The organism is Citrobacter sp. Igbk 16 (assembly GCF_028069755.1).
In the GTDB taxonomy this organism is placed as follows: domain Bacteria; phylum Pseudomonadota; class Gammaproteobacteria; order Enterobacterales; family Enterobacteriaceae; genus Citrobacter.
The window spans coordinates 1-19251 of record NZ_JANEWJ010000024.1 but is presented as its reverse complement, the minus strand read 5'-3'; the positions used below and the strand labels follow the sequence as shown (position 1 = coordinate 19251).

Sequence of the window (19251 nt, the reverse complement as noted above, 5' to 3'; positions counted from 1 at the left end):
TTTAGGGGATGAATTATTTTATTCGTAGGCTTACTTTTTTATTTTTTTATTACCCACCTTATTTATATAATACGAGTTGAATTCAAGTCTATTTTCGTTACTTTTTAGGAATTGTGCTTGTTTAATTGTGTAACTTATTTCTCGGAATTGGAAAATTACGATTTTTTTATTTGTGTTTATTACTGGTTGGTGTAAAGATCTTATCTGAAGTGTTCGGGCTTGTTGGTTAAATATAATATATTTAACTGGAATTCTATTATTGAATAAAAACGGATGTCAGTTCGATCTCGTCGGGTTATCTCTCTGTGTTATTCGATTTTTATGCCAATGTATGAATTTGCTTTTGGTTATGGTTCGGATGTTTCATTTTATATATCTAATGCAAAAATGGAGTTTTTATGGAATTTCGCACAAAAGAAAAGAATGCAGCAAAATACAAAAATTATATGTTTGTTAACACGTTGCTTGCTGATAATAATGTGAAGACTGTTAGCAAATATATCGCGTATAAAACGTGGGATGGTCAGTTTTGGTGTGCTGATGTTACTGAGGATGGGAATGCTTTTTTCCATTACAAAGCGGGGGACAGGAAAAATGGTCACCACGATACGGTTATTAATTATCTGCTGAACGGTCAAAAGTGGCAGGCTACCATTACAAACTATGAGTTTTTCCACTGTCTGGATGGAGAGAAAAATCTGGGGCATCATGACTGTGTAATTGATTATATCAGCGTGGATAATCGCGTATACCAGGGCTCATTTGCTGAATATTACAGCGAATAACTATAAAGGAGCGCGTAGATTATCTACGCGCTTTTTTAGCCTACTGTCCGTAATACGCTTTAGCACCATGTTTGCGCAGGTAATGTTTATCCAGCAATGTTTGCTGCATATCCGGTAACTGCGGTGCGAGTTGGCGACAGAAGATGCCCATATAGGCGACTTCTTCCAGCACAATCGCGTTATGTACTGCATCCTCGGCATTTTTTCCCCACGCAAACGGGCCGTGAGAATGCACCAATACGCCAGGCATCTGTGCGGCATCAATCCCTTGCTTCTCAAAGGTTTCGACGATCACATTCCCGGTTTCCCATTCATATTCGCCGTTAATCTCGACATCGGTCATTTTACGCGTGCAGGGGATGGCGCCATAGAAATAGTCCGCATGCGTTGTGCCCGTGGCCGGGATTGACTGGCCTGCCTGCGCCCAGATGGTTGCGTGACGAGAATGGGTATGAACAATGCCGCCAATCGTCGGGAATGCCTGGTACAGCAGACGGTGCGTTGGTGTATCAGAAGAGGGTTTCTTCTGGCCTTCCACCACTTCGCCCGTGGCGATACTGACTACCACCATATCGTCGGCAGTCATGACGCTGTAATCGACACCGGATGGTTTAATCACAAATACGCCACGCTCACGATCGACGGCGCTAACGTTGCCCCAGGTCAGGGTGACCAGATTGTGCTTAGGCAACGCCAGATTGGCTTCCAGTACCTGACGTTTAAGATCTTCTAACATGTTAACTCCTGAATGCCGGATGGCGCTTCGCTTATCCGGCCTACAGTGGTTTGCAGGCCCGGTAAATGAAATGCCACCGGGCAATCCGTTTCGACGATTAACGTTTGAACCCGTAATACACTTCGTTCCAGCGCAGCGCGTCCTTAAAGGCCGGTAGGCGGGTGTCGTTATCGATCACTGCGATCTCGATATCGTGCATTTCAGCAAACTGACGCATATCGTTCAGATCCAGCGCGTGGCTAAAGACGGTGTGATGTGCGCCGCCGGCGAGGATCCAGGCTTCAGATGCAGTTGGCAGATCCGGTTGGGCTTTCCACAGTGCGTTTGCCACCGGCAGTTTCGGCAGATCATGTGGGGTGGGTACGGTGTCGATGCAGTTAACCAGCAGACGATAGCGATCGCCGAGATCGATCAGGCTGGCAACAACAGCAGGGCCTGTTTTGGTATTGAAGATCAGGCGGGCCGGATCGTCTTTACCACCAATGCCGAGATGTTGTACGTCGAGGATCGGTTTCTCTTCCACCGCGATAGACGGGCACACTTCCAGCATGTGCGAGCCGAGTACCAGATCGTTGCCCTTCTCGAAGTGGTAGGTGTAATCCTCCATAAATGAGGTGCCGCCCTGCAGACCGGTTGACATCACCTTCATGATGCGAAGCAGAGCGGCAGTTTTCCAGTCGCCCTCGCCCGCAAAGCCGTAGCCCTGCTGCATCAGACGCTGTACGGCCAGACCCGGAAGTTGTTTCAGGCCGTGCAAATCTTCGAATGTTGTCGTAAAGGCGTGGAATCCACCCTGTTCCAGGAAACGCTTCATGCCGAGTTCAATACGGGCAGCTTCCCGCACGTTTTGACGTTTGTCACCGTGGATCTGAGTGGCCGCTGTCATAGTGTAGGTGCTTTCGTACTCGTCGATCAGCGCGTTGATTTCGCCGTCGCTGATTGCGTTCACCACCTGTACCAGATCGCCCACGGCCCAGGTATTTACTGAAAAGCCGAATTTGATTTGTGCCGCCACTTTATCGCCGTCAGTGACCGCAACCTCACGCATGTTGTCGCCAAAACGGCACACTTTCAGGTGACGGGTATCCTGTTTGGAGACGGCCTGGCGCATCCAGGAACCGATACGTTCGTGTGCCTGTTTATCCTGCCAGTGACCGGTGACCACGGCATGCTGTTGACGCATACGCGCGCCGATGAAACCGAACTCGCGGCCGCCGTGCGCGGTCTGGTTCAGGTTCATAAAGTCCATATCAATGCTGTCCCATGGCAGAGCAGCGTTAAACTGGGTGTGGAACTGCATCAGCGGTTTATTGAGGATCGCCAGGCCGTTGATCCACATTTTTGCCGGGGAGAAGGTATGCAGCCAGACGACCATCCCTGCGCAGCGATCGTCATAGTTGGCGTCACGACAAATAGCGGTGATTTCGTCAGGCGAGGTACCCAGCGGTTTTAAGACCAGTTTGCAGGGCAGTTTAGCTTCAGTATTCAGTGCGTTAACGACGTGCTCGGCATGTTGGGTTACCTGACGCAGTGTTTCAGGGCCATACAGATGCTGGCTACCAATCACAAACCACACTTCATAGTTATCAAAAATCGTCATTGTCGTGTCCTTAATGTGTCAGGGTTGCCTGGTTTACCGGTGTTTTTTGCGCCGGCATGGCAGTCGGAAGGTATTGTTGTTCAGCGCTTACTGCCCACTGCTGGTAGCGGCGGTAAAGCTGTTCAAAACGTTGAGCCTGTTCTGGGCGAGGTTGCATCGTCTTTTCTACGGCGCTCGCCATTTTTTGTTGGGCGGCTGGAATGTCTGCGTGGACCTTAGCGGCAACAGCGGCGAAGATTGCGGCACCGAGTGCGCAGCACTGGTCTGAAGCAACGATTTGTAGCGGACGGTTCAGCACGTCACAGCAGGTCTGCATGATGACCGGGTTTTTACGCGCGATACCGCCCAATGCCATGACGTTGTTGACCGCTATGCCTTGTTCGGTAAAGCATTCCATGATGGCGCGTGCGCCAAACGCCGTGGCGGCAATCAGACCACCAAACAGGGCCGGAGCATCGGTCGCAAGGTTCAGGTCGGTGATAACCCCTTTCAGACGCTGGTTCGCGTTTGGCGTACGGCGGCCGTTGAACCAGTCGAGTACCACCGGCAAATGATCCAGCGATGGGTTTTTTGCCCACGCTTCAGTCAGCGCAGGCAGCAGTTGTTTTTGGCTGGCTTTAATCTGGGTTTTCAGTTCAGGATGTTGTGCCGCAAGCTGATCCAGCGGCCAGCTCAAGACGCGGCTAAACCAGGCATAGATATCGCCGAAAGCAGACTGACCCGCTTCCAGACCGATAAAGTGTGGGACGACGCTGCCATCAACCTGGCCGCAAATCCCCTTCACTGCGCGTTCGCCCACGCTTTGCTTGTCGGCAATCAGAATGTCGCAGGTCGAGGTGCCGATGACTTTTACCAGCGTATTGGGTTGCGCACCAGCGCCTACGGCACCCATATGGCAGTCAAATGCACCGCCTGAAATGACGACGCTTTCTGGCAGACCCAGACGCTGTGCCCACTCAGCGCATAACGTGCCAACCGGTAGGTCGGCGGTGACGGTGTCGGTAAACATTGGGTATTGCAAATGGCGGTTGATGACGGGATCGAGTTCATCAAAGAAACTGGCTGGTGGCAGTCCACCCCAGCTTTCATGCCACAGTGATTTGTGTCCGGCGCTGCAGCGTCCGCGGCGAATATCCTGCGGGCGTACGGTATTCGAGAGCAGGGCTGGAACCCAGTCGCACAGCTCAATCCACGAGACCGCTTCCTGTGCGACAGCGCTGTCCTGACGGGTAACGTGCAGGATTTTTGCCCAAAACCATTCGCTGGAATAAATGCCACCGATATAACGGGAGTAATCGACTTTGCCCGGTGTGTGGCACAGGCGGGTAATTTCTTCAGCTTCTTCGACTGCGGTGTGATCTTTCCACAGCACAAACATGGCGTTCGGGTTGTCAGCGAATTCAGGACGCAGCGCCAGCACGTTGCCGTCGGCATCAATAGGTGCCGGAGTCGAACCAGTGCTGTCAACGCCAATCCCGACCACTTCCGCACGTTGCTCAGCGCTCAGTTCGGCCAGCACGGTTTTCAGTGCCGCTTCCATGGATTCGATGTAGTCGCGCGGGTGATGGCGAAACTGATTGTTTGGGCCGTCGCAATATTGCCCTTCCTGCCAACGCGGGTACCACTCTACGCTGGTGGCGATTTCTGCGCCGGTGGCACATTCCACCGCTAAAGCACGTACCGAATCACTACCAAAATCGAGGCCAATTGCAATCGCCATCGTCTTACTCCATCCAAAAATACGGGTATGGATAAACAGTAGATAGTGGGGATAAAAACCGTCAGGCAGGATCCGCTAATCTTATGGACTAAAATGCTGTGGCATCAGAAAGTGTGACGCCGTGCAAATATTCAATGTGGACATTTCTGCCGTACTTATAGACACTTTTGTTAGCCGTTTTTGTCGTTGGCATCGTACAGGTTTTTAACAAAGTGCTTTTCACAAGCGGGGTTGATGGTGCATTGCTGACGTCATAGCGACTTGCAGGGACGGCGGTGATGAAGTCTTACACAATATGGACAAATTGTTTCTTATCAGAACAGAGGGAGTATTGAAATTATGGCTGAACCGCAAAACGATCCCCTGCTGCCTGGGTATTCGTTTAATGCGCATTTGGTGGCGGGTTTAACCCCCATTGAGGCGAACGGATATCTGGATTTTTTTATCGACAGGCCGTTGGGTATGAAAGGTTATATCCTGAACCTCACCATCCGAGGTGAAGGGGTCATCAATAATCAGGGTAAGCAGTTTGTCTGTCGACCTGGTGATATTTTGCTGTTCCCACCCGGCGAAATTCACCATTACGGACGCCATCCTGATGCCAGCGAGTGGTATCACCAGTGGGTCTACTTCCGACCGCGTGCCTATTGGCAGGAGTGGCTGGCCTGGCCGGCAATCTTTGCCCAGACCGGTTTTTTCCGCCCGGACGAGGCGCACCAGCCGCATTTTAACGAACTGTTTGGACAGATCATTCATGCCGGACAGGGGGAAGGACGCTATTCCGAACTGCTGGCGATTAACCTGCTGGAGCAATTATTGCTCAGGCGTATGGAAGCGATTAACGAATCGCTGCATCCGCCGATGGATAACCGTGTGCGCGATGCCTGCCAGTACATCAGCGATCATCTGGCGGACAGTAATTTTGACATTGCCAGCGTTGCGCAGCATGTCTGCCTGTCACCGTCCCGGCTGTCACATCTGTTCCGTCAGCAATTGGGCATCAGCGTATTAAGCTGGCGCGAGGATCAGCGTATCAGCCAGGCCAAGCTACTGTTGAGTACCACACGTATGCCTATTGCCACGGTGGGTCGCAATGTTGGCTTTGACGACCAACTTTATTTCTCCCGCGTTTTCAAAAAATGCACCGGTGCCAGTCCGAGCGAGTTTCGCGCTGGATGTGAATAAAAAGTGAATGATGTGTCCTGAAAGTTGTCATAACTCGCAATCTATTCAGACAATTGATGGCTTGACGAAGTTGAGAAGGGTTTGCAGAATCCCTGCTTCGTAAATCTGACGGACACATTATGCAAGCATTGCTGGAACACTTTATTCTCCAGTCCGCCATGTACTCTTTGATAGCTGTGCTTCTGGTGGCTTTTTTAGAGTCTCTGGCGCTGGTTGGCCTGATTCTACCTGGCACCGTGATGATGGCGGGGTTGGGCGCCTTAATTGGCAGTGGTGAACTGAATTTCTGGCATGCCTGGCTTGCGGGCATCGTCGGTTGCTTGTTGGGGGACTGGATCTCTTTCTGGCTGGGCTGGCGCTTTAAAAAACCGTTGCACCGTTGGTCCTTCATGAAAAAGAATAAAGCGTTGCTGGACAAGACCGAACACGCGCTACATCAGCACAGCATGTTTACTATTTTGGTAGGGCGTTTTGTTGGCCCGACACGTCCACTGGTACCGATGGTGGCGGGAATGCTGGATCTGCCCGTCGCCAAATTCATCGTTCCCAATATCATCGGCTGTGTGCTGTGGCCACCGTTCTATTTCCTGCCGGGTATTCTGGCGGGCGCGGCAATCGATATTCCTTCCGATATGCAGAGCGGAGATTTCAAATGGCTGTTGCTGGCGACTGCATTGCTGCTGTGGGTGGGTGGCTGGCTGTGCTGGCGACTGTGGCGCAGTGGCAAAGCCGCTGTCGATCGTTTAACCGCATATTTGCCGCGTGGCCGCCTGCTGTATCTGGCGCCGCTGACGCTTGGGATTGGCGTCGTCGCGCTGGTGGCGTTATTGCGTCATCCACTGATGCCGGTGTATCTCGATATTTTGCGCAAAGTGGTGGGTTACTGACGATTCCTTTGCCGGATGGCGGCTTCGCCTTATCCGGCCTACATAATGTGCGACCTGTAGGCCGGATAAGGCGTTCACGCCGTCATCCGGCAACGCATTATGCTTTAATGCCCAATAGGGCCGAGGCGCTGGCGTTGCCGCTTAACAGATCGTCCGTTTTGCCTTGCCATGCAATGCGCCCATCAGCGACCACAATTGAACGTGGCGCAATGCGTGCCGCATCTTCAACGCTATGGGAGACCATCAGCATCGTCAGTTGTTTGTCACGACAGACCTCGGCAACCAGCGATAACATCTCCTGGCGCAATGCCGGATCGAGTGCAGAAAACGGCTCATCAAGCAGTAAAACGGGTTGTTCGCGAACCAGACAACGTGCCAGTGCTACACGTTGCCTTTGTCCGCCGGAAAGCTCGCCGGGGAGCCTGTCCAGCAGGTTATCAAGACCCATTTGTTGGGCGATGTGCTGTAGTTTCTCACGCTGAGACGCGTTCAGTTTTAATCCCGGATTCAGACCCAGGCCGATGTTTTGCTGTACGTTCAGATGGCTGAACAGGTTGTTTTCCTGAAACAGCATGGAAACAGGACGACGAGAGGGCGGTGTGGCGGTGTGATCTTCGCCTTCAATCATCATTATGCCGCTGGCAGGCGTCAGAAATCCGGCAATCAGATTCAATAGCGTGCTTTTCCCGGCGCCGCTTGGCCCGAGCACCGCGACTTGCTCACCGCGTGCTACCGATAATGTGAAACGCATGGGTAAGTGGTGATAAAGCCATGTAATATCAATCAGTTTTAACATTTCGTCCCGGCAATTTCTCAATAACGGTAAACAGCGTAAAACACAGGATCAGCAGCAATAACGCCGTAACCGCGCCATCCTGACTGCGGTAAGATCCAATCTGTTGATACAAATAAAACGGCAGGGTGCGGAAATCTTCATTGCCGAACAGGGCGACGACGCCAAAATCACCAATCGACAGGACACAAGCAAAGGCCATCGCCTGCGCCAGCGGGCGCTTCAGGGCGCGTAGTTCAACCACTTTCAGCCGTGACCATCCTTCAATACCCAAAGACTGACACAACATACTGTAGCGTGCGGTTACATCGCGCATCGGGTTTTCCAGCACCTTCAGTGCGTAAGGGATCGCCATTAGTGCATTGGTGAAAATCACGATGGCGTCAGCCGATTCCGGTAACCCAATGCTGTTATTGAGCAACAAAAAGAACCCGGTAGCCAGTACGATACCCGGCATGGCGAGTATCATCATGCCGCTCAGTTCCAGCGCCTGACCTGCCAATACCTGCTGCCGGGCGCGCAGTTCGCGGCTACTCCACAGCAGCATCATCGTCAGAATGACGCACAATATGCCTGCCGCCAGCGCGATACGCAGTGACGTCTCCAGTGCTTGCCACAGCACTGGTTGCGTAAGCACATCCAGTACATTGCGGTTTAAGCCATCGACAATCACCGCCAGCAACGGTGGAAGCAACAGCAACAGCGCGAGAGCAATCAGAATTATGTCAGCCAGTCGGCTGTGTAGACGATCGTCGGGATCGCGCCAGCCTTGTACCAGCGTATTACCGGGTGCGATGGCGCGACTCAGCCGTTGGCTGAGCAGTACCAGCGCTAAACAGCAAACCATCTGGATCAGGGCCAGCATAGCCGCCCGCGCGGGATCGTAATCAAAGCTCAGTGCCTGATAGATAGCCAGCTCAATAGTGGTTGCCTGCGGTCCGCCGCCGAGCGACAGCACGGTGGCGAAGCTGGCGAAACACAGCATAAAGATAAGTGCTGCTACGGGGAGGATCTGACGACGCAGCCACGGCCATTCAACAAAACGGAAGAAATGCCAGCCGCGCATCCCTAACTGCGCCGCGAGCTGGCGTTGCTCGCCGGGGATGTTCTCCAGCGATTGCAGCAGCAAACGACTCGCCATCGGCAGGTTGAAAAAGACATGCGCCAGCAGAATACCCTGTAAGCCGTATGGCGAAAACGTCCACTCCAGCCCGAATGTGTGCCAGAGCGAGGCCAGCCAGCCCTGACGACCATATACGCTAAGGATGCCGAATACGGCGACCAGCACCGGCAAGATCAGCGTCATCGCGCACAGGCGCAACAGGGCCAGACGTCCGGGAAAACGCCGGCGATAGAGCGCTCTGGCGAGAAAAATCGCCGGGATAACGGACAACGCTGCGGACAAAAATGCCTGCCAGAAAGAAAAGCGCACCACATGCCACAGGTAGCTGTCCTGCCAGAGCGATACCCATTCTCCCTGCGGTGCGTTAAACCACAGTGCCAGAAATGCGGCCAGCGCGACAGCCACCATCAATGTGGCTGCTGAAAGCCCTGGGATCAGCCAGCCGGGAATTAACGGCTGACGGCGCGTTGCCATTCGCTAATCCATGTCTGACGCTGGGCAGCAACTTGCTGCGGGGTAAATTCCAGTGCGTTGACCGGTTTTTCCAGTTGCTCAAATCCTGGCGGCAGGTTGACCTGCGTCACCGGATACATCCAGTTGCCCGTTGGGATCGCATTCTGGAATGCCGGAGATACCATAAATTTCAGGAATTTTTCCGCCAACTCCGGTTGCTTGCTGGCTGCGGTACGTGCGGCAACTTCCACCTGCAGATAGTGACCTTCGCTAAAGTTAGCGGCGGCGTAGTTACCCTTTTTTTCTTCGATGATGTGATAGGCCGGAGAGGTGGTGTAACTCAACACCAGGTCGCTTTCACCCTTCAGGAACAGGCCGTAGGCTTCACTCCAGCCTTTGGTGACGGTGACGGTTTTGGCTGCCAGTTTCTGCCATGCCTCCGGCGCTTTATCACCATAGACTTTTTGCATCCACAGCAGCAGCCCCAGCCCCGGCGTGCTGGTACGCGGATCCTGGTAGATTACGCGCCATTTCTGGTCGCTCTCCACCAGTTCCTTCAGGCTCTTCGGCGGGTTTTTCAGCTTTTTTTTATCATAAACAAAGGCGAAATAACCGTAATCAAACGGGACAAAGGTGTCGTTTTTCCAGCCGCCTGGCACACTGACTGCATTCTCCGGCACGTTGCTTTTAGCGAACAGCCCGGTTTGCGTCGCGGCTGCCAGAAGGTTGTTGTCCAGTCCCAGTACGACGTCAGCTTTGCTGTTTTTTCCTTCCATACGCAGGCGGTTCAGCAGCGATACGCCATCCTCTAACGCGACCAGTTTCAGCTCGCAGTTGCAGTCAGCTTCAAAGGCTTTTTTGATTGTCGGGCCGGGGCCCCAGTCAGCCGCGAACGAGTCGTAGGTGTAGATGGTCAGTACAGGTTTAGCGAAGGCAGGCGCTGCGCACAGCAGTAAAAGCGGAAGACATTTTTTAAACACTTTGCACCTCATAAAGTAAAACTCTAAATAATTCGAGTTGCAGGAAGGCGGCGACGCAGCACATCCCCAGGAGCGTACAGGTAGTACGTGACTGGGGTGAGCGACAAACCTGCCGGGAGCCGATTTGAACGCTGCTTGCAGCGGCCCTGAAAGGGCGAGGCCCATGGATGGGCCGAGTAATAAAGCCAACGCATCTGCAACTTGAAGTATGACGAGTTAGGTGGCAAAGGACTTGAGCTACAGCCTCAAATCCCTTCGCCGGCATTATCCGGATCAGGTTCGACGGGTATCTCTCAGCCCATACACAGAACGAATGATTTTGTGTATGTTTTTATTTAGCACCCCGTTGAGAACGGCGTTAGTGTAGTGATTTTGTTGCCGGGCAGCAATCAAGAGCCGGATCTAAGGATCCGGTGGTGCAAACCACGCTGATTTAAAATCAAACCAGCCGAGGGTGTTCATGCGTAACCCGCGCATACTGCGCTGTCCCTGAATGATCAACCAGTGGTGGATCAATGGCACAATGGCCTTTGTGGCGAGCAACTGTTGGCACCACGCAGCCAGGCTCATTTCACCGGTTCGCCAGCGGGCGGCATCGTTTTCCCAGTCCCGCGAGATACAGTTTTGCAGCAACGGGACTTCGCACAAATGGGCGAACAGCGAGAAGTCCAGCGGTAGGGTAAAGTTGGCGCTGTTTAGCCATATATCGCTGACTATTTCACCTGCATGCCATTGATCGTAGTCGATCTCCTGAATATTCAGTTGCACCTGATGCTGCGCCAGCAACGTTTTCATGATCTGCGCGATAATCCGGTGTTCGATATGATCGCGATAGTAAGTGAGCGTCAGGGTTTCCAGCCCGGCTGGCTTTTCACCATGGCCGGGTTTGGCGTGGTGCCAGCGGGGGAGTAAACCATAGGCGGGGAACCACAGTCGCTGATACTGTTCGTCGGCGTGACAGATTAAATGGGTTGGCGAGAGTACGCGGCTAGCCCACTCGCGGACCTCCTGATTAGCGCCGCGGCGGGTACGCGTATCAAACAGCAGGTAGTAGCAGCCTTCTTCGAGGCGGCTCTCGATCGCCTTTTCATCCTCCGTGGGACCTTTTAGCGTCAACCCGCCGCCAGGTTCTTCACCGATGTCAGGTAACACCCAAACATTCACTTCGTCGATCAGCGCCCGGTAGCCAAAATAGTCATCAAATGCGTGAATCTTCAGTTGGTTATTGGTATTACGTATCACCGCATACGGGCCAGTCCCAATCGGGTGGCTGGAGAAGTTATTCAACGTTTCCCATTCTCGCGGCAGGATCATGGCGGGGACTTGTCCCAGTAACCAGGGAAGCCAGCGGTCGGGCTGGGACAGATGGATATCCAGCGTCCAGGCCGTGGGGGAGACGATATGCGAAATATGCGAGTACAGCGGCAACGTATTAATGCGGGTCAGTGAGGCGATCACATCGTCCATTTCCAGTTCACGGCCGTGGTGAAAATGGATCCCCGGGCGTAGAAAGAAACGCCAGTGCAAAGGTGAAATCTGCTGCCAGTGATGCGCAATATCGGCTTCCAGTTCCCCATTTTCCTCATTTACCCGAATTAAGGCGCTGAAGATTTGCCGGGCGATATGGGTTTCGGAACGGCGTAATGCCGTACCGGGCAGCAGGTTGCGCATCGGTCGATAATACAGGACACGCATGATGTGCCGCCCCTGGCGAAAGCTACGACCGAGGTGGGAAACCAGCATCTGTCGTACGGCGGTTTTGTCACCGACCAGCTGTACCAACTGATCGATGCGATCCTGTTCCAGCAGGTCTTCTGCCCGCTGCTGCTGGAGTGCCAGCCCGGTATAGAGAAATGTCAGGCGAGAGCGTTTACCCCGACCGACCTCCGCTTCCCAGGTTAACCAGCCACGTTCCTGCATGGTATTAAGCAGGGTTCGCATATGGCGGCGCGAGCAGCTAAGCAGCTCCGCCAGTTCGTTCAGTGTCGTGTCTTGCGTTTTGCCATCACAGCATTGCCACAGACGGATGAACTGTTGTTGCAAACGACCTGAAGACATAAAAGGGGAACTCCTGCAAAAAACTCAGCAATTTTATTATCCCTATATTAGGCCAATAATAGATTTCGATGAAGCGATGAGACAACGAAGGGGTCATCTATGCGTCAGTTCTATATGAAGTACTTTACCGCGACAGAGAAATCGTCCTGGTTGGCTTGCCTGAGCGCACCGCAGCGCTTAAAGATGCTCGAAGATCTGATGCAGTGGGAGGTGACAGCCTGACTCCTGAATTGGGAATTGCAGACATCATGTGTGACTGAGTATTGGTGCAGGCTGTATCCTGCCATTATCTCTGAGCGTCGGTGCCAGATATAATGGCAAGATACAGCCTCGTTCACCCGCCAGCAGATTTTTTCTGCTGGCTTTTTTCGTTTCAGCTGCGCTTAAAAGGAAAGATATGCTCTGGATTATGACCATGGGACGGCGCCTCAACGGCGTTTACGCGGCATTTATGCTGGTCGCTTTTATGATGGGCGTGGCGGGGGCATTGCAGGCACCCACGCTGAGTCTGTTCCTGAGCCGCGAAGTCGGGGCGCAGCCATTCTGGGTCGGGTTGTTTTATACCGTCAATGCGATTGCCGGGATCGTGGTTAGCCTCGGGCTTGCAAAACGTTCCGACAGCCAGGGCGATCGGCGCAAACTGATCATGTTTTGCTGCTTGATGGCAATTGGCAATGCGCTGCTGTTTGCCTTTAATCGTCACTATCTCACGTTGATCACCTGCGGTGTGTTGCTGGCCTCGCTGGCCAATACTGCAATGCCGCAGTTGTTTGCGCTGGCGCGGGAGTATGCGGATAACTCAGCGCGTGAAGTGGTGATGTTTAGCTCAGTGATGCGCGCACAGCTTTCGCTGGCGTGGGTGATTGGGCCACCGCTGGCCTTCATGCTGGCACTGAATTACGGTTTCACGGTGATGTTCTCTATTGCGGCTGGCATTTTTGCGATAAGCCTGGTGCTGATTGCGCTGATCCTGCCCTCTGTCGCCCGGGTGGAACAACCTGTTGATCTACCGCTTGAACAAACGGGGGGCTGGCAGGATAAAAATGTGCGCATGCTGTTTATTGCCTCCACGTTAATGTGGACCTGCAACACGATGTACATCATCGATATGCCGCTGTGGATAAGCCTTGAACTGGGCTTACCCGACAAGCTTGCCGGGATTCTGATGGGGACGGCTGCCGGGCTGGAAATTCCGGCGATGATTCTGGCGGGCTATTATGTGAAGCGCTTTGGTAAACGACGAATGATGATTACTGCCGTGGCGGCCGGCGTGCTGTTTTACCTTGGTCTTATTTTCTTTCACAGCCATACGGCGCTGCTTATTTTGCAGCTGTTTAACGCCGTATTCATCGGTATTGTCGCTGGGATAGGGATGCTGTGGTTTCAGGATCTGATGCCGGGACGCGCGGGTTCTGCAACCACATTATTCACCAACAGCATTTCCACGAGTGTCATTTTGGCAGGGGTGATTCAGGGGGCTGTCGCGCAAAGCTACGGACATTTTGCCGTTTACTGGGTAATCGCGGCGATTTCTGTGGTTACGCTGGTGATGACCGGGCGGGTGAAAGACGTTTAATGATGTTGCCGGATGCGCTGCGCTTATCCGGCCTACAGTTAGAATGCGTTTGTAGGCCGGATAAGCGCAGCGCATCCGGCGTCACAATGACTAGCGCATAAACGCTGGTTGCTTGTGTTCGTACTCGGTAATCGCCGCTTCATGTTGCAGCGTCAGTCCGATGCTGTCGAGACCGTTCAGCATGCAGTGGCGACGGAAAGCGTCAATGTCAAATGGATACGCTTTGTCTCCGGCTTTCACCTCCTGCGCTTCCAGATCAACCTCAAAACGGATGCCCGGATTTGCCTGTACCAGTTTGAACAGCTCATCGACTTCTTCATCGCTTAATTTCACCGGCAGCAGCTGGTTGTTGAAGCTGTTGCCGTAGAAGATGTCGGCGAAGCTCGGCGCAATGACCACTTTGAAACCATAATCGGTCAACGCCCAGGGCGCATGCTCACGTGAAGAGCCGCAGCCAAAGTTTTCCCGCGCCAGCAGAATTGACGCACCTTTATATTCCGGGAGGTTCAACACGAACTCCGGATTAGGCTGTTGCCCCTTTTCGTCCAGGAAACGCCAGTCGTTAAACAGATGAGCGCCAAACCCGGTGCGTGTTACTTTCTGCAAAAACTGTTTGGGAATAATGGCATCGGTATCGACGTTGGCGGCATCCAATGGGACAACCAGGCCGGTATGCTGGGTAAATTTCTCTGCCATGGTAGTTTCCTTATTTGATGCTGCGAATGTCGGCAAAATGACCGGTGACGGCGGCAGCGGCGGCCATTGCCGGGCTGACTAAGTGTGTGCGTCCACCGCGGCCCTGACGGCCCTCAAAATTACGGTTGCTGGTAGAAGCACAGCGCTCGCCCGGATTCAGACGATCGTTGTTCATGGCCAGACACATGGAACAACCGGGTAAACGCCATTCAAAACCGGCTTCAATGAAAATCTTATCCAGACCTTCTGCTTCCGCTTGCGCTTTTACCGGACCTGAACCTGGAACAACCAGCGCCTGAACGCCCGGGGCGACTTTACGGCCTTTGGCAATTTCTGCTGCGGCGCGTAAATCTTCAATACGTGAGTTGGTGCAGGAGCCGATGAACACTTTATCGATAGCGACTTCGGTTAACGGAATGCCTGGCTTCAGCCCCATATAAGCCAGTGCTTTTTCTGCCGAAGCGCGTTCCACGGGATCGGTAAATGATGCCGGGTCGGGGATATTATCGTTCACTGAGATGACCTGACCCGGGTTCGTTCCCCATGTCACCTGCGGCGCGATCTCTTCTGCCTGCAAGGTGACGACGGTATCAAACGTTGCGCCATCGTCGGTTTTCAGCGTTTTCCAGTACTCAACCGCATTGGCAAAGTCGTCACCTTTCGGGGCGTGCAAACGGCCCTGCACATAGTTGAACGTGGTTTCATCCGGTGCGACCAGGCCCGCTTTGGCACCCATTTCAATGGCCATGTTGCACAGCGTCATACGGCCTTCCATGCTCAGTGCACGAATGGCTTCGCCGCAAAACTCAACGACATGTCCGGTGCCGCCTGAGCTACCGGTTTTACCGATAATGGCCAGTACGATATCTTTGGCTGTGATGCCGGGAGCGGCTTTACCATTAACTTCGATCTTCATGGTTTTCGCGCGACCCTGTTTCAGGGTCTGAGTGGCCAGGACGTGCTCAACCTCGGAGGTCCCGATTCCAAACGCCAGCGCGCCGAACGCACCGTGGGTGGCGGTATGCGAGTCACCGCAGACGATGGTCATGCCCGGTAAGGTTACGCCTTGTTCTGGCCCCATCACGTGGACGATGCCTTGATATGGGTGGTTCAGATCGTACAGTTCCACGCCAAATTCATTGCAGTTTTTGATCAGCTCCTGCATCTGAATACGCGCCATTTCGCCCGAGGCGTTAATGTCTTTCGTTTGCGTCGAAACGTTGTGGTCCATAGTGGCAAAGGTTTTACCCGGCTGGCGAACCTGGCGGCCATGCGCACGCAAACCATCAAATGCCTGCGGAGAGGTCACCTCATGCACCAGATGTCTGTCGATATATAACAGTGGGGTTTCGTTTTGCGCCTCAAAGACAACGTGCGCATTAAACAATTTTTCGTATAACGTCTTAGCCATGATTACACCCCTTCAGCGACGTAGCGAGCGATGATATCGCCCATCTCATCGGTACTGACTGCGGCAGCGCCACGGGCTAAGTCACCGGTGCGAATACCTTCTTCTAATGCGCGGTTGATGGCGCTCTCAATTGCGGTTGCCGCATCATTGGCATCCAGGCTGTAACGCAACAGCAGGGCCAGTGACAGAATTTGGGCGATCGGGTTTGCAATATTCTTCCCTGCGATATCGGGTGCAGAACCGCCAGCCGGCTCGTACAGGCCAAAGCCCTGCTCATTCAGGCTGGCAGACGGTAACATGCCCATTGAGCCCGTGATCATGGCGCACTCATCAGACAGAATGTCACCAAACAAGTTTGAACACAGCAGTACGTCGAACTGGGACGGGTCTTTGATTAATTGCATTGTCGCGTTGTCGATATACATATGCGCCAGTTCAACATCCGGATATTCGTTGGCGATTTCATTGACGATTTCACGCCACAAGATGGATGTTTGCAGCACGTTAGCTTTATCAATCGACGTGACTTTACGACGACGCTGGCGCGCTGACTCAAACGCGATGCGGGCAATACGCTCGATCTCGAAACGGTGATAAACCTCAGTATCAAAGGCTTTTTCATGTTGCCCGCTGCCTTCGCGGCCTTTGGGTTGACCGAAATAGATCCCACCCGTCAGTTCACGTACGCACAGGATGTCGAAACCGTTAGCTGCAATGTCGGCGCGCAGCGGGCAAAAGGCTTCCAGCCCCTGGTACAACTTCGCCGGACGCAGGTTACTGAATAATTTGAAGTGCTTACGCAACGGCAGCAGCGCACCACGCTCGGGTTGCTGGTTAGGCGGCAGATGTTCCCATTTCGGGCCGCCAACGGAGCCAAACAGAATGGCGTCGGCTTGCTCACAGCCTTCAATCGTCGCTGGCGGCAGCGGCTGACCGTGGTTATCGATAGCGGCACCGCCCACGTCATAGTGGCTGGTGGTAATGCGCATGCCAAAACGGTTGCGAATTGCGTCCAATACTTTCAATGCTTGCGCCATCACTTCCGGGCCAATACCGTCACCCGGCAAAACAGCAATATGATAATTCTTCGACATCACACGGTTTCCTTGTTGTTCTCGTTGTTCTGAGCTTTGCGTTGCAATTCTTTTTCGACTTCTTCAGCACGCCAGATGTTGTTCAGCACATGTACCATCGCTTTGGCGGAAGACTCGACGATATCTGTTGCCAGACCAACGCCGTGGAAGCGGCGACCATTATAGTTGGCGACGATATCCACTTGACCCAGCGCATCTTTACCGTGGCCTTTAGCGGTCAGGCTATATTTGACCAGTTCGACGTTGTATTCCGTCACGCGGTTAATGGCCTGATAAATAGCATCGACCGGGCCGTTACCGTTAGCCGCTTCGGCTTTGACTTCTTCGCCACAGGCCAACTTGACGGAGGCGGTAGCAATGTCATTAGAACCAGACTGCACACTGAAATAGTCCATACGGAAGTGTTCTGGTTCTTCCTGCTGTTTGTTAATAAAGGCCAGCGCTTCCAGGTCGTAGTCGAACACTTGACCTTTTTTATCTGCCAGCTTCAGGAACGCGTCATACAGATTGTCCAGGCTGTATTCGCTTTCTTTATAGCCCATCTCGTCCATACGATGTTTCACCGCAGCGCGTCCTGAACGGGAGGTCAGGTTCAACTGTACCTGGTTCAGGCCGATGGATTCAGGCGTCATGATTTCGTAGTTTTCACGGTTTTTCAGCACGCCGTCCTGATGGATACCGGAGGAGTGAGCAAACGCACCACTACCCACAATCGCTTTGTTGGCCGGAATCGGCATGTTGCAGATTTGGCTGACTAACTGGCTGGTACGCCAGATTTCCTGGTGATTAATACGGGTTTGCACGTTCAGGATATCTTTGCGCACTTTGATCGCCATGATCACTTCTTCCAGTGAACAGTTGCCTGCACGTTCGCCGATACCGTTCATCGCGCCTTCCACCTGACGGGCGCCCGCATGAACAGCCGCCAGTGCGTTACCGACGCCCAGGCCTAAGTCATCATGGGTGTGTACGGAGATGATGGCTTTATCGATATTCGGTACGCGTTCATACAGACCAGAAATGATTGCGCCAAATTCGAAAGGCATGGTGTAACCGACGGTATCGGGAATGTTGATGGTTCTGGCACCGGCATTAATGGCCGCTTCTACCACACGAGCCAGATCGGCGATTGGGGTACGACCTGCGTCTTCGCATGAGAACTCCACGTCATCGGTATAATTACGCGCTCGCTTAACCATGTAGACCGCACGTTCAATCACCTCATCCAACGTACTGCGCAATTTTGTCGCGATGTGCATCGGTGACGTGGCAATGAATGTGTGAATGCGGAAAGCTTCAGCCACTTTCAGAGATTCAGCAGCCACATCGATATCTTTTTCCACACAGCGAGCTAACGCACAAACACGGCTGTTTTTGACCTGACGGGCAATGGTCTGTACTGATTCAAAGTCACCCGGTGAAGAAACAGGAAAACCCACTTCCATCACGTCAACGCCCATACGCTCGAGGGCCAGAGCTATCTGCAGTTTTTCTTTCACACTCAGGCTTGCCTGTAACGCCTGTTCACCATCGCGTAAGGTGGTATCGAAAATAATGACTTGCTGGCTCATGGTTTAGGTCCTTGGTGTTTAGGGCGCCTTGCTTCGAGCATAAAAAAACCCGCGCAATGGCGCGGGTTTTTGTCTTAACTGGAGCTGACTTAATGCTGAATGTCGTCCACCAGTCTACCGCGCAATGAGAATGCGTTTAGTAGTAGTAGACCGTTAAAACGAGCAATGTAAGTCATCAATTAAGCTCCAGGCGAATGCGATATGCTTTTAGTGGTACTGGATATGAAGATTGATGTCAACCCCATCCCCCACAAATGCCCCCAGTCGGCGGAAAAAATCTCCTGAACTTTGAGCGAATTGTGCTGAATTTTTATGGTTGTATAAAATAAATCAGCGTGTGGATTACATACTTTTCACGATTTGACATATTTGAGCATATTTGTTTTCAGCTATTGTAACGGCATATTGAAGAGATAACGTGTGTATGGATTTTTTATCTTTATGATTTATCGGTTTTTTATACTAACTTTGAATAGGTTTGAGGTGCCGTGGGAAAAATGATTGATAAATAAATGTTAAGCATCACGGTGTTAATGATATAAAAATTTAATTAAATCTTAAATATACATTCACTTAGTGCATG

17 protein-coding genes and 1 riboswitch are annotated in these 19251 nt (G+C 52.6%); of the genes, 5 read left to right on the top strand and 12 right to left on the bottom strand.

What is annotated here, in order from left to right:
• The first annotated feature begins 398 nt into the window (after positions 1–398).
• Entirely contained in the window at positions 399–785 is a 387-nt protein-coding gene (locus NNO03_RS15840) for a DUF4751 family protein (protein ID WP_271449968.1), read from the top strand.
• Between the two features lie 40 nt (positions 786–825).
• On the opposite strand, the gene araD is transcribed toward NNO03_RS15840, so the two are convergent.
• From araD to araB, 3 genes are all read right to left on the bottom strand, one after another.
• Positions 826–1521, bottom strand: a complete 696-nt coding sequence (gene araD / locus NNO03_RS15835; protein ID WP_271440479.1) for an L-ribulose-5-phosphate 4-epimerase — start codon at positions 1519–1521, stop codon at positions 826–828.
• A 97-nt stretch (positions 1522–1618) separates the two neighbouring features.
• On the bottom strand, positions 1619–3121 hold the full coding sequence (gene araA / locus NNO03_RS15830) for an L-arabinose isomerase (protein ID WP_271440480.1): 1503 nt from the start codon (positions 3119–3121) through the stop codon (positions 1619–1621).
• Between the two features lie 10 nt (positions 3122–3131).
• Positions 3132–4841 (bottom strand): ribulokinase, encoded by a 1710-nt coding sequence (gene araB, locus NNO03_RS15825; RefSeq protein WP_137383743.1) that lies wholly within the window; start codon positions 4839–4841, stop codon positions 3132–3134.
• A gap of 339 nt (positions 4842–5180) precedes the next feature.
• On the opposite strand from araB, the gene araC reads away from it, so the two are divergent.
• Together araC and NNO03_RS15815 are read left to right on the top strand one after the other, a co-directional pair.
• On the top strand, positions 5181–6026 hold the full coding sequence (gene araC, locus NNO03_RS15820) for an arabinose operon transcriptional regulator AraC (RefSeq protein ID WP_271449967.1): 846 nt from the start codon (positions 5181–5183) through the stop codon (positions 6024–6026).
• 119 nt (positions 6027–6145) lie between these two features.
• Complete coding sequence (locus NNO03_RS15815) at positions 6146–6913, top strand: DedA family protein (protein WP_137383741.1); 768 nt, start codon at positions 6146–6148, stop codon at positions 6911–6913.
• A 97-nt stretch (positions 6914–7010) separates the two neighbouring features.
• On the opposite strand, the gene thiQ is transcribed toward NNO03_RS15815, so the two are convergent.
• The 4 genes from thiQ to sgrR all read right to left on the bottom strand — a co-directional run bounded on the left by thiQ (position 7011) and on the right by sgrR (position 12320).
• Positions 7011–7709 (bottom strand): thiamine ABC transporter ATP-binding protein ThiQ, encoded by a 699-nt coding sequence (gene thiQ, locus NNO03_RS15810; RefSeq protein ID WP_271440482.1) that lies wholly within the window; start codon positions 7707–7709, stop codon positions 7011–7013.
• Positions 7693–9303, bottom strand: coding sequence for a thiamine/thiamine pyrophosphate ABC transporter permease ThiP (gene thiP / locus NNO03_RS15805; RefSeq protein ID WP_271449966.1), 1611 nt, complete (start codon positions 9301–9303; stop codon positions 7693–7695). The genes thiQ and thiP overlap by 17 nt, the downstream gene beginning before the upstream one ends.
• The gene (gene thiB / locus NNO03_RS15800) at positions 9279–10262 is read right to left on the bottom strand and encodes a thiamine ABC transporter substrate binding subunit (protein WP_271449965.1); all 984 of its coding nucleotides are present in this window, start codon (positions 10260–10262) and stop codon (positions 9279–9281) included. Before thiB ends, thiP begins: the two co-directional genes overlap by 25 nt.
• Positions 10263–10494: 232 nt before the next feature.
• Positions 10495–10618, bottom strand: a riboswitch (TPP riboswitch).
• Positions 10619–10664: 46 nt separating this feature from the next.
• Entirely contained in the window at positions 10665–12320 is a 1656-nt protein-coding gene (gene sgrR, locus NNO03_RS15795; protein WP_271449964.1) for an HTH-type transcriptional regulator SgrR, read from the bottom strand.
• A gap of 99 nt (positions 12321–12419) precedes the next feature.
• On the opposite strand from sgrR, the gene sgrT reads away from it, so the two are divergent.
• On the top strand, positions 12420–12542 hold the full coding sequence (gene sgrT, locus NNO03_RS15790) for a glucose uptake inhibitor SgrT (protein WP_137383736.1): 123 nt from the start codon (positions 12420–12422) through the stop codon (positions 12540–12542).
• Between the two features lie 175 nt (positions 12543–12717).
• Positions 12718–13896: a sugar efflux transporter gene (locus NNO03_RS15785; RefSeq protein WP_271449963.1), complete on the top strand. Its 1179-nt coding sequence runs from the start codon at positions 12718–12720 to the stop codon at positions 13894–13896.
• Between the two features lie 90 nt (positions 13897–13986).
• Here the strand turns inward: NNO03_RS15785 and leuD are convergent, their stop codons facing one another.
• The 5 genes from leuD to leuL all read right to left on the bottom strand — a co-directional run bounded on the left by leuD (position 13987) and on the right by leuL (position 18844).
• Positions 13987–14592, bottom strand: coding sequence for a 3-isopropylmalate dehydratase small subunit (gene leuD / locus NNO03_RS15780; RefSeq protein ID WP_271449962.1), 606 nt, complete (start codon positions 14590–14592; stop codon positions 13987–13989).
• A 10-nt stretch (positions 14593–14602) separates the two neighbouring features.
• Positions 14603–16003, bottom strand: coding sequence for a 3-isopropylmalate dehydratase large subunit (leuC, locus tag NNO03_RS15775; RefSeq protein ID WP_271449961.1), 1401 nt, complete (start codon positions 16001–16003; stop codon positions 14603–14605).
• Positions 16004–16005: 2 nt separating this feature from the next.
• The gene (gene leuB, locus NNO03_RS15770; protein WP_271449960.1) at positions 16006–17097 is read right to left on the bottom strand and encodes a 3-isopropylmalate dehydrogenase; all 1092 of its coding nucleotides are present in this window, start codon (positions 17095–17097) and stop codon (positions 16006–16008) included.
• Positions 17097–18668 (bottom strand): 2-isopropylmalate synthase, encoded by a 1572-nt coding sequence (leuA, locus tag NNO03_RS15765; RefSeq protein ID WP_271449959.1) that lies wholly within the window; start codon positions 18666–18668, stop codon positions 17097–17099. The genes leuB and leuA overlap by 1 nt, the downstream gene beginning before the upstream one ends.
• Before the next feature lie 89 nt (positions 18669–18757).
• Positions 18758–18844 (bottom strand): leu operon leader peptide, encoded by an 87-nt coding sequence (leuL, locus tag NNO03_RS22800; protein WP_075551415.1) that lies wholly within the window; start codon positions 18842–18844, stop codon positions 18758–18760.
• Positions 18845–19251 lie beyond the last annotated feature (407 nt).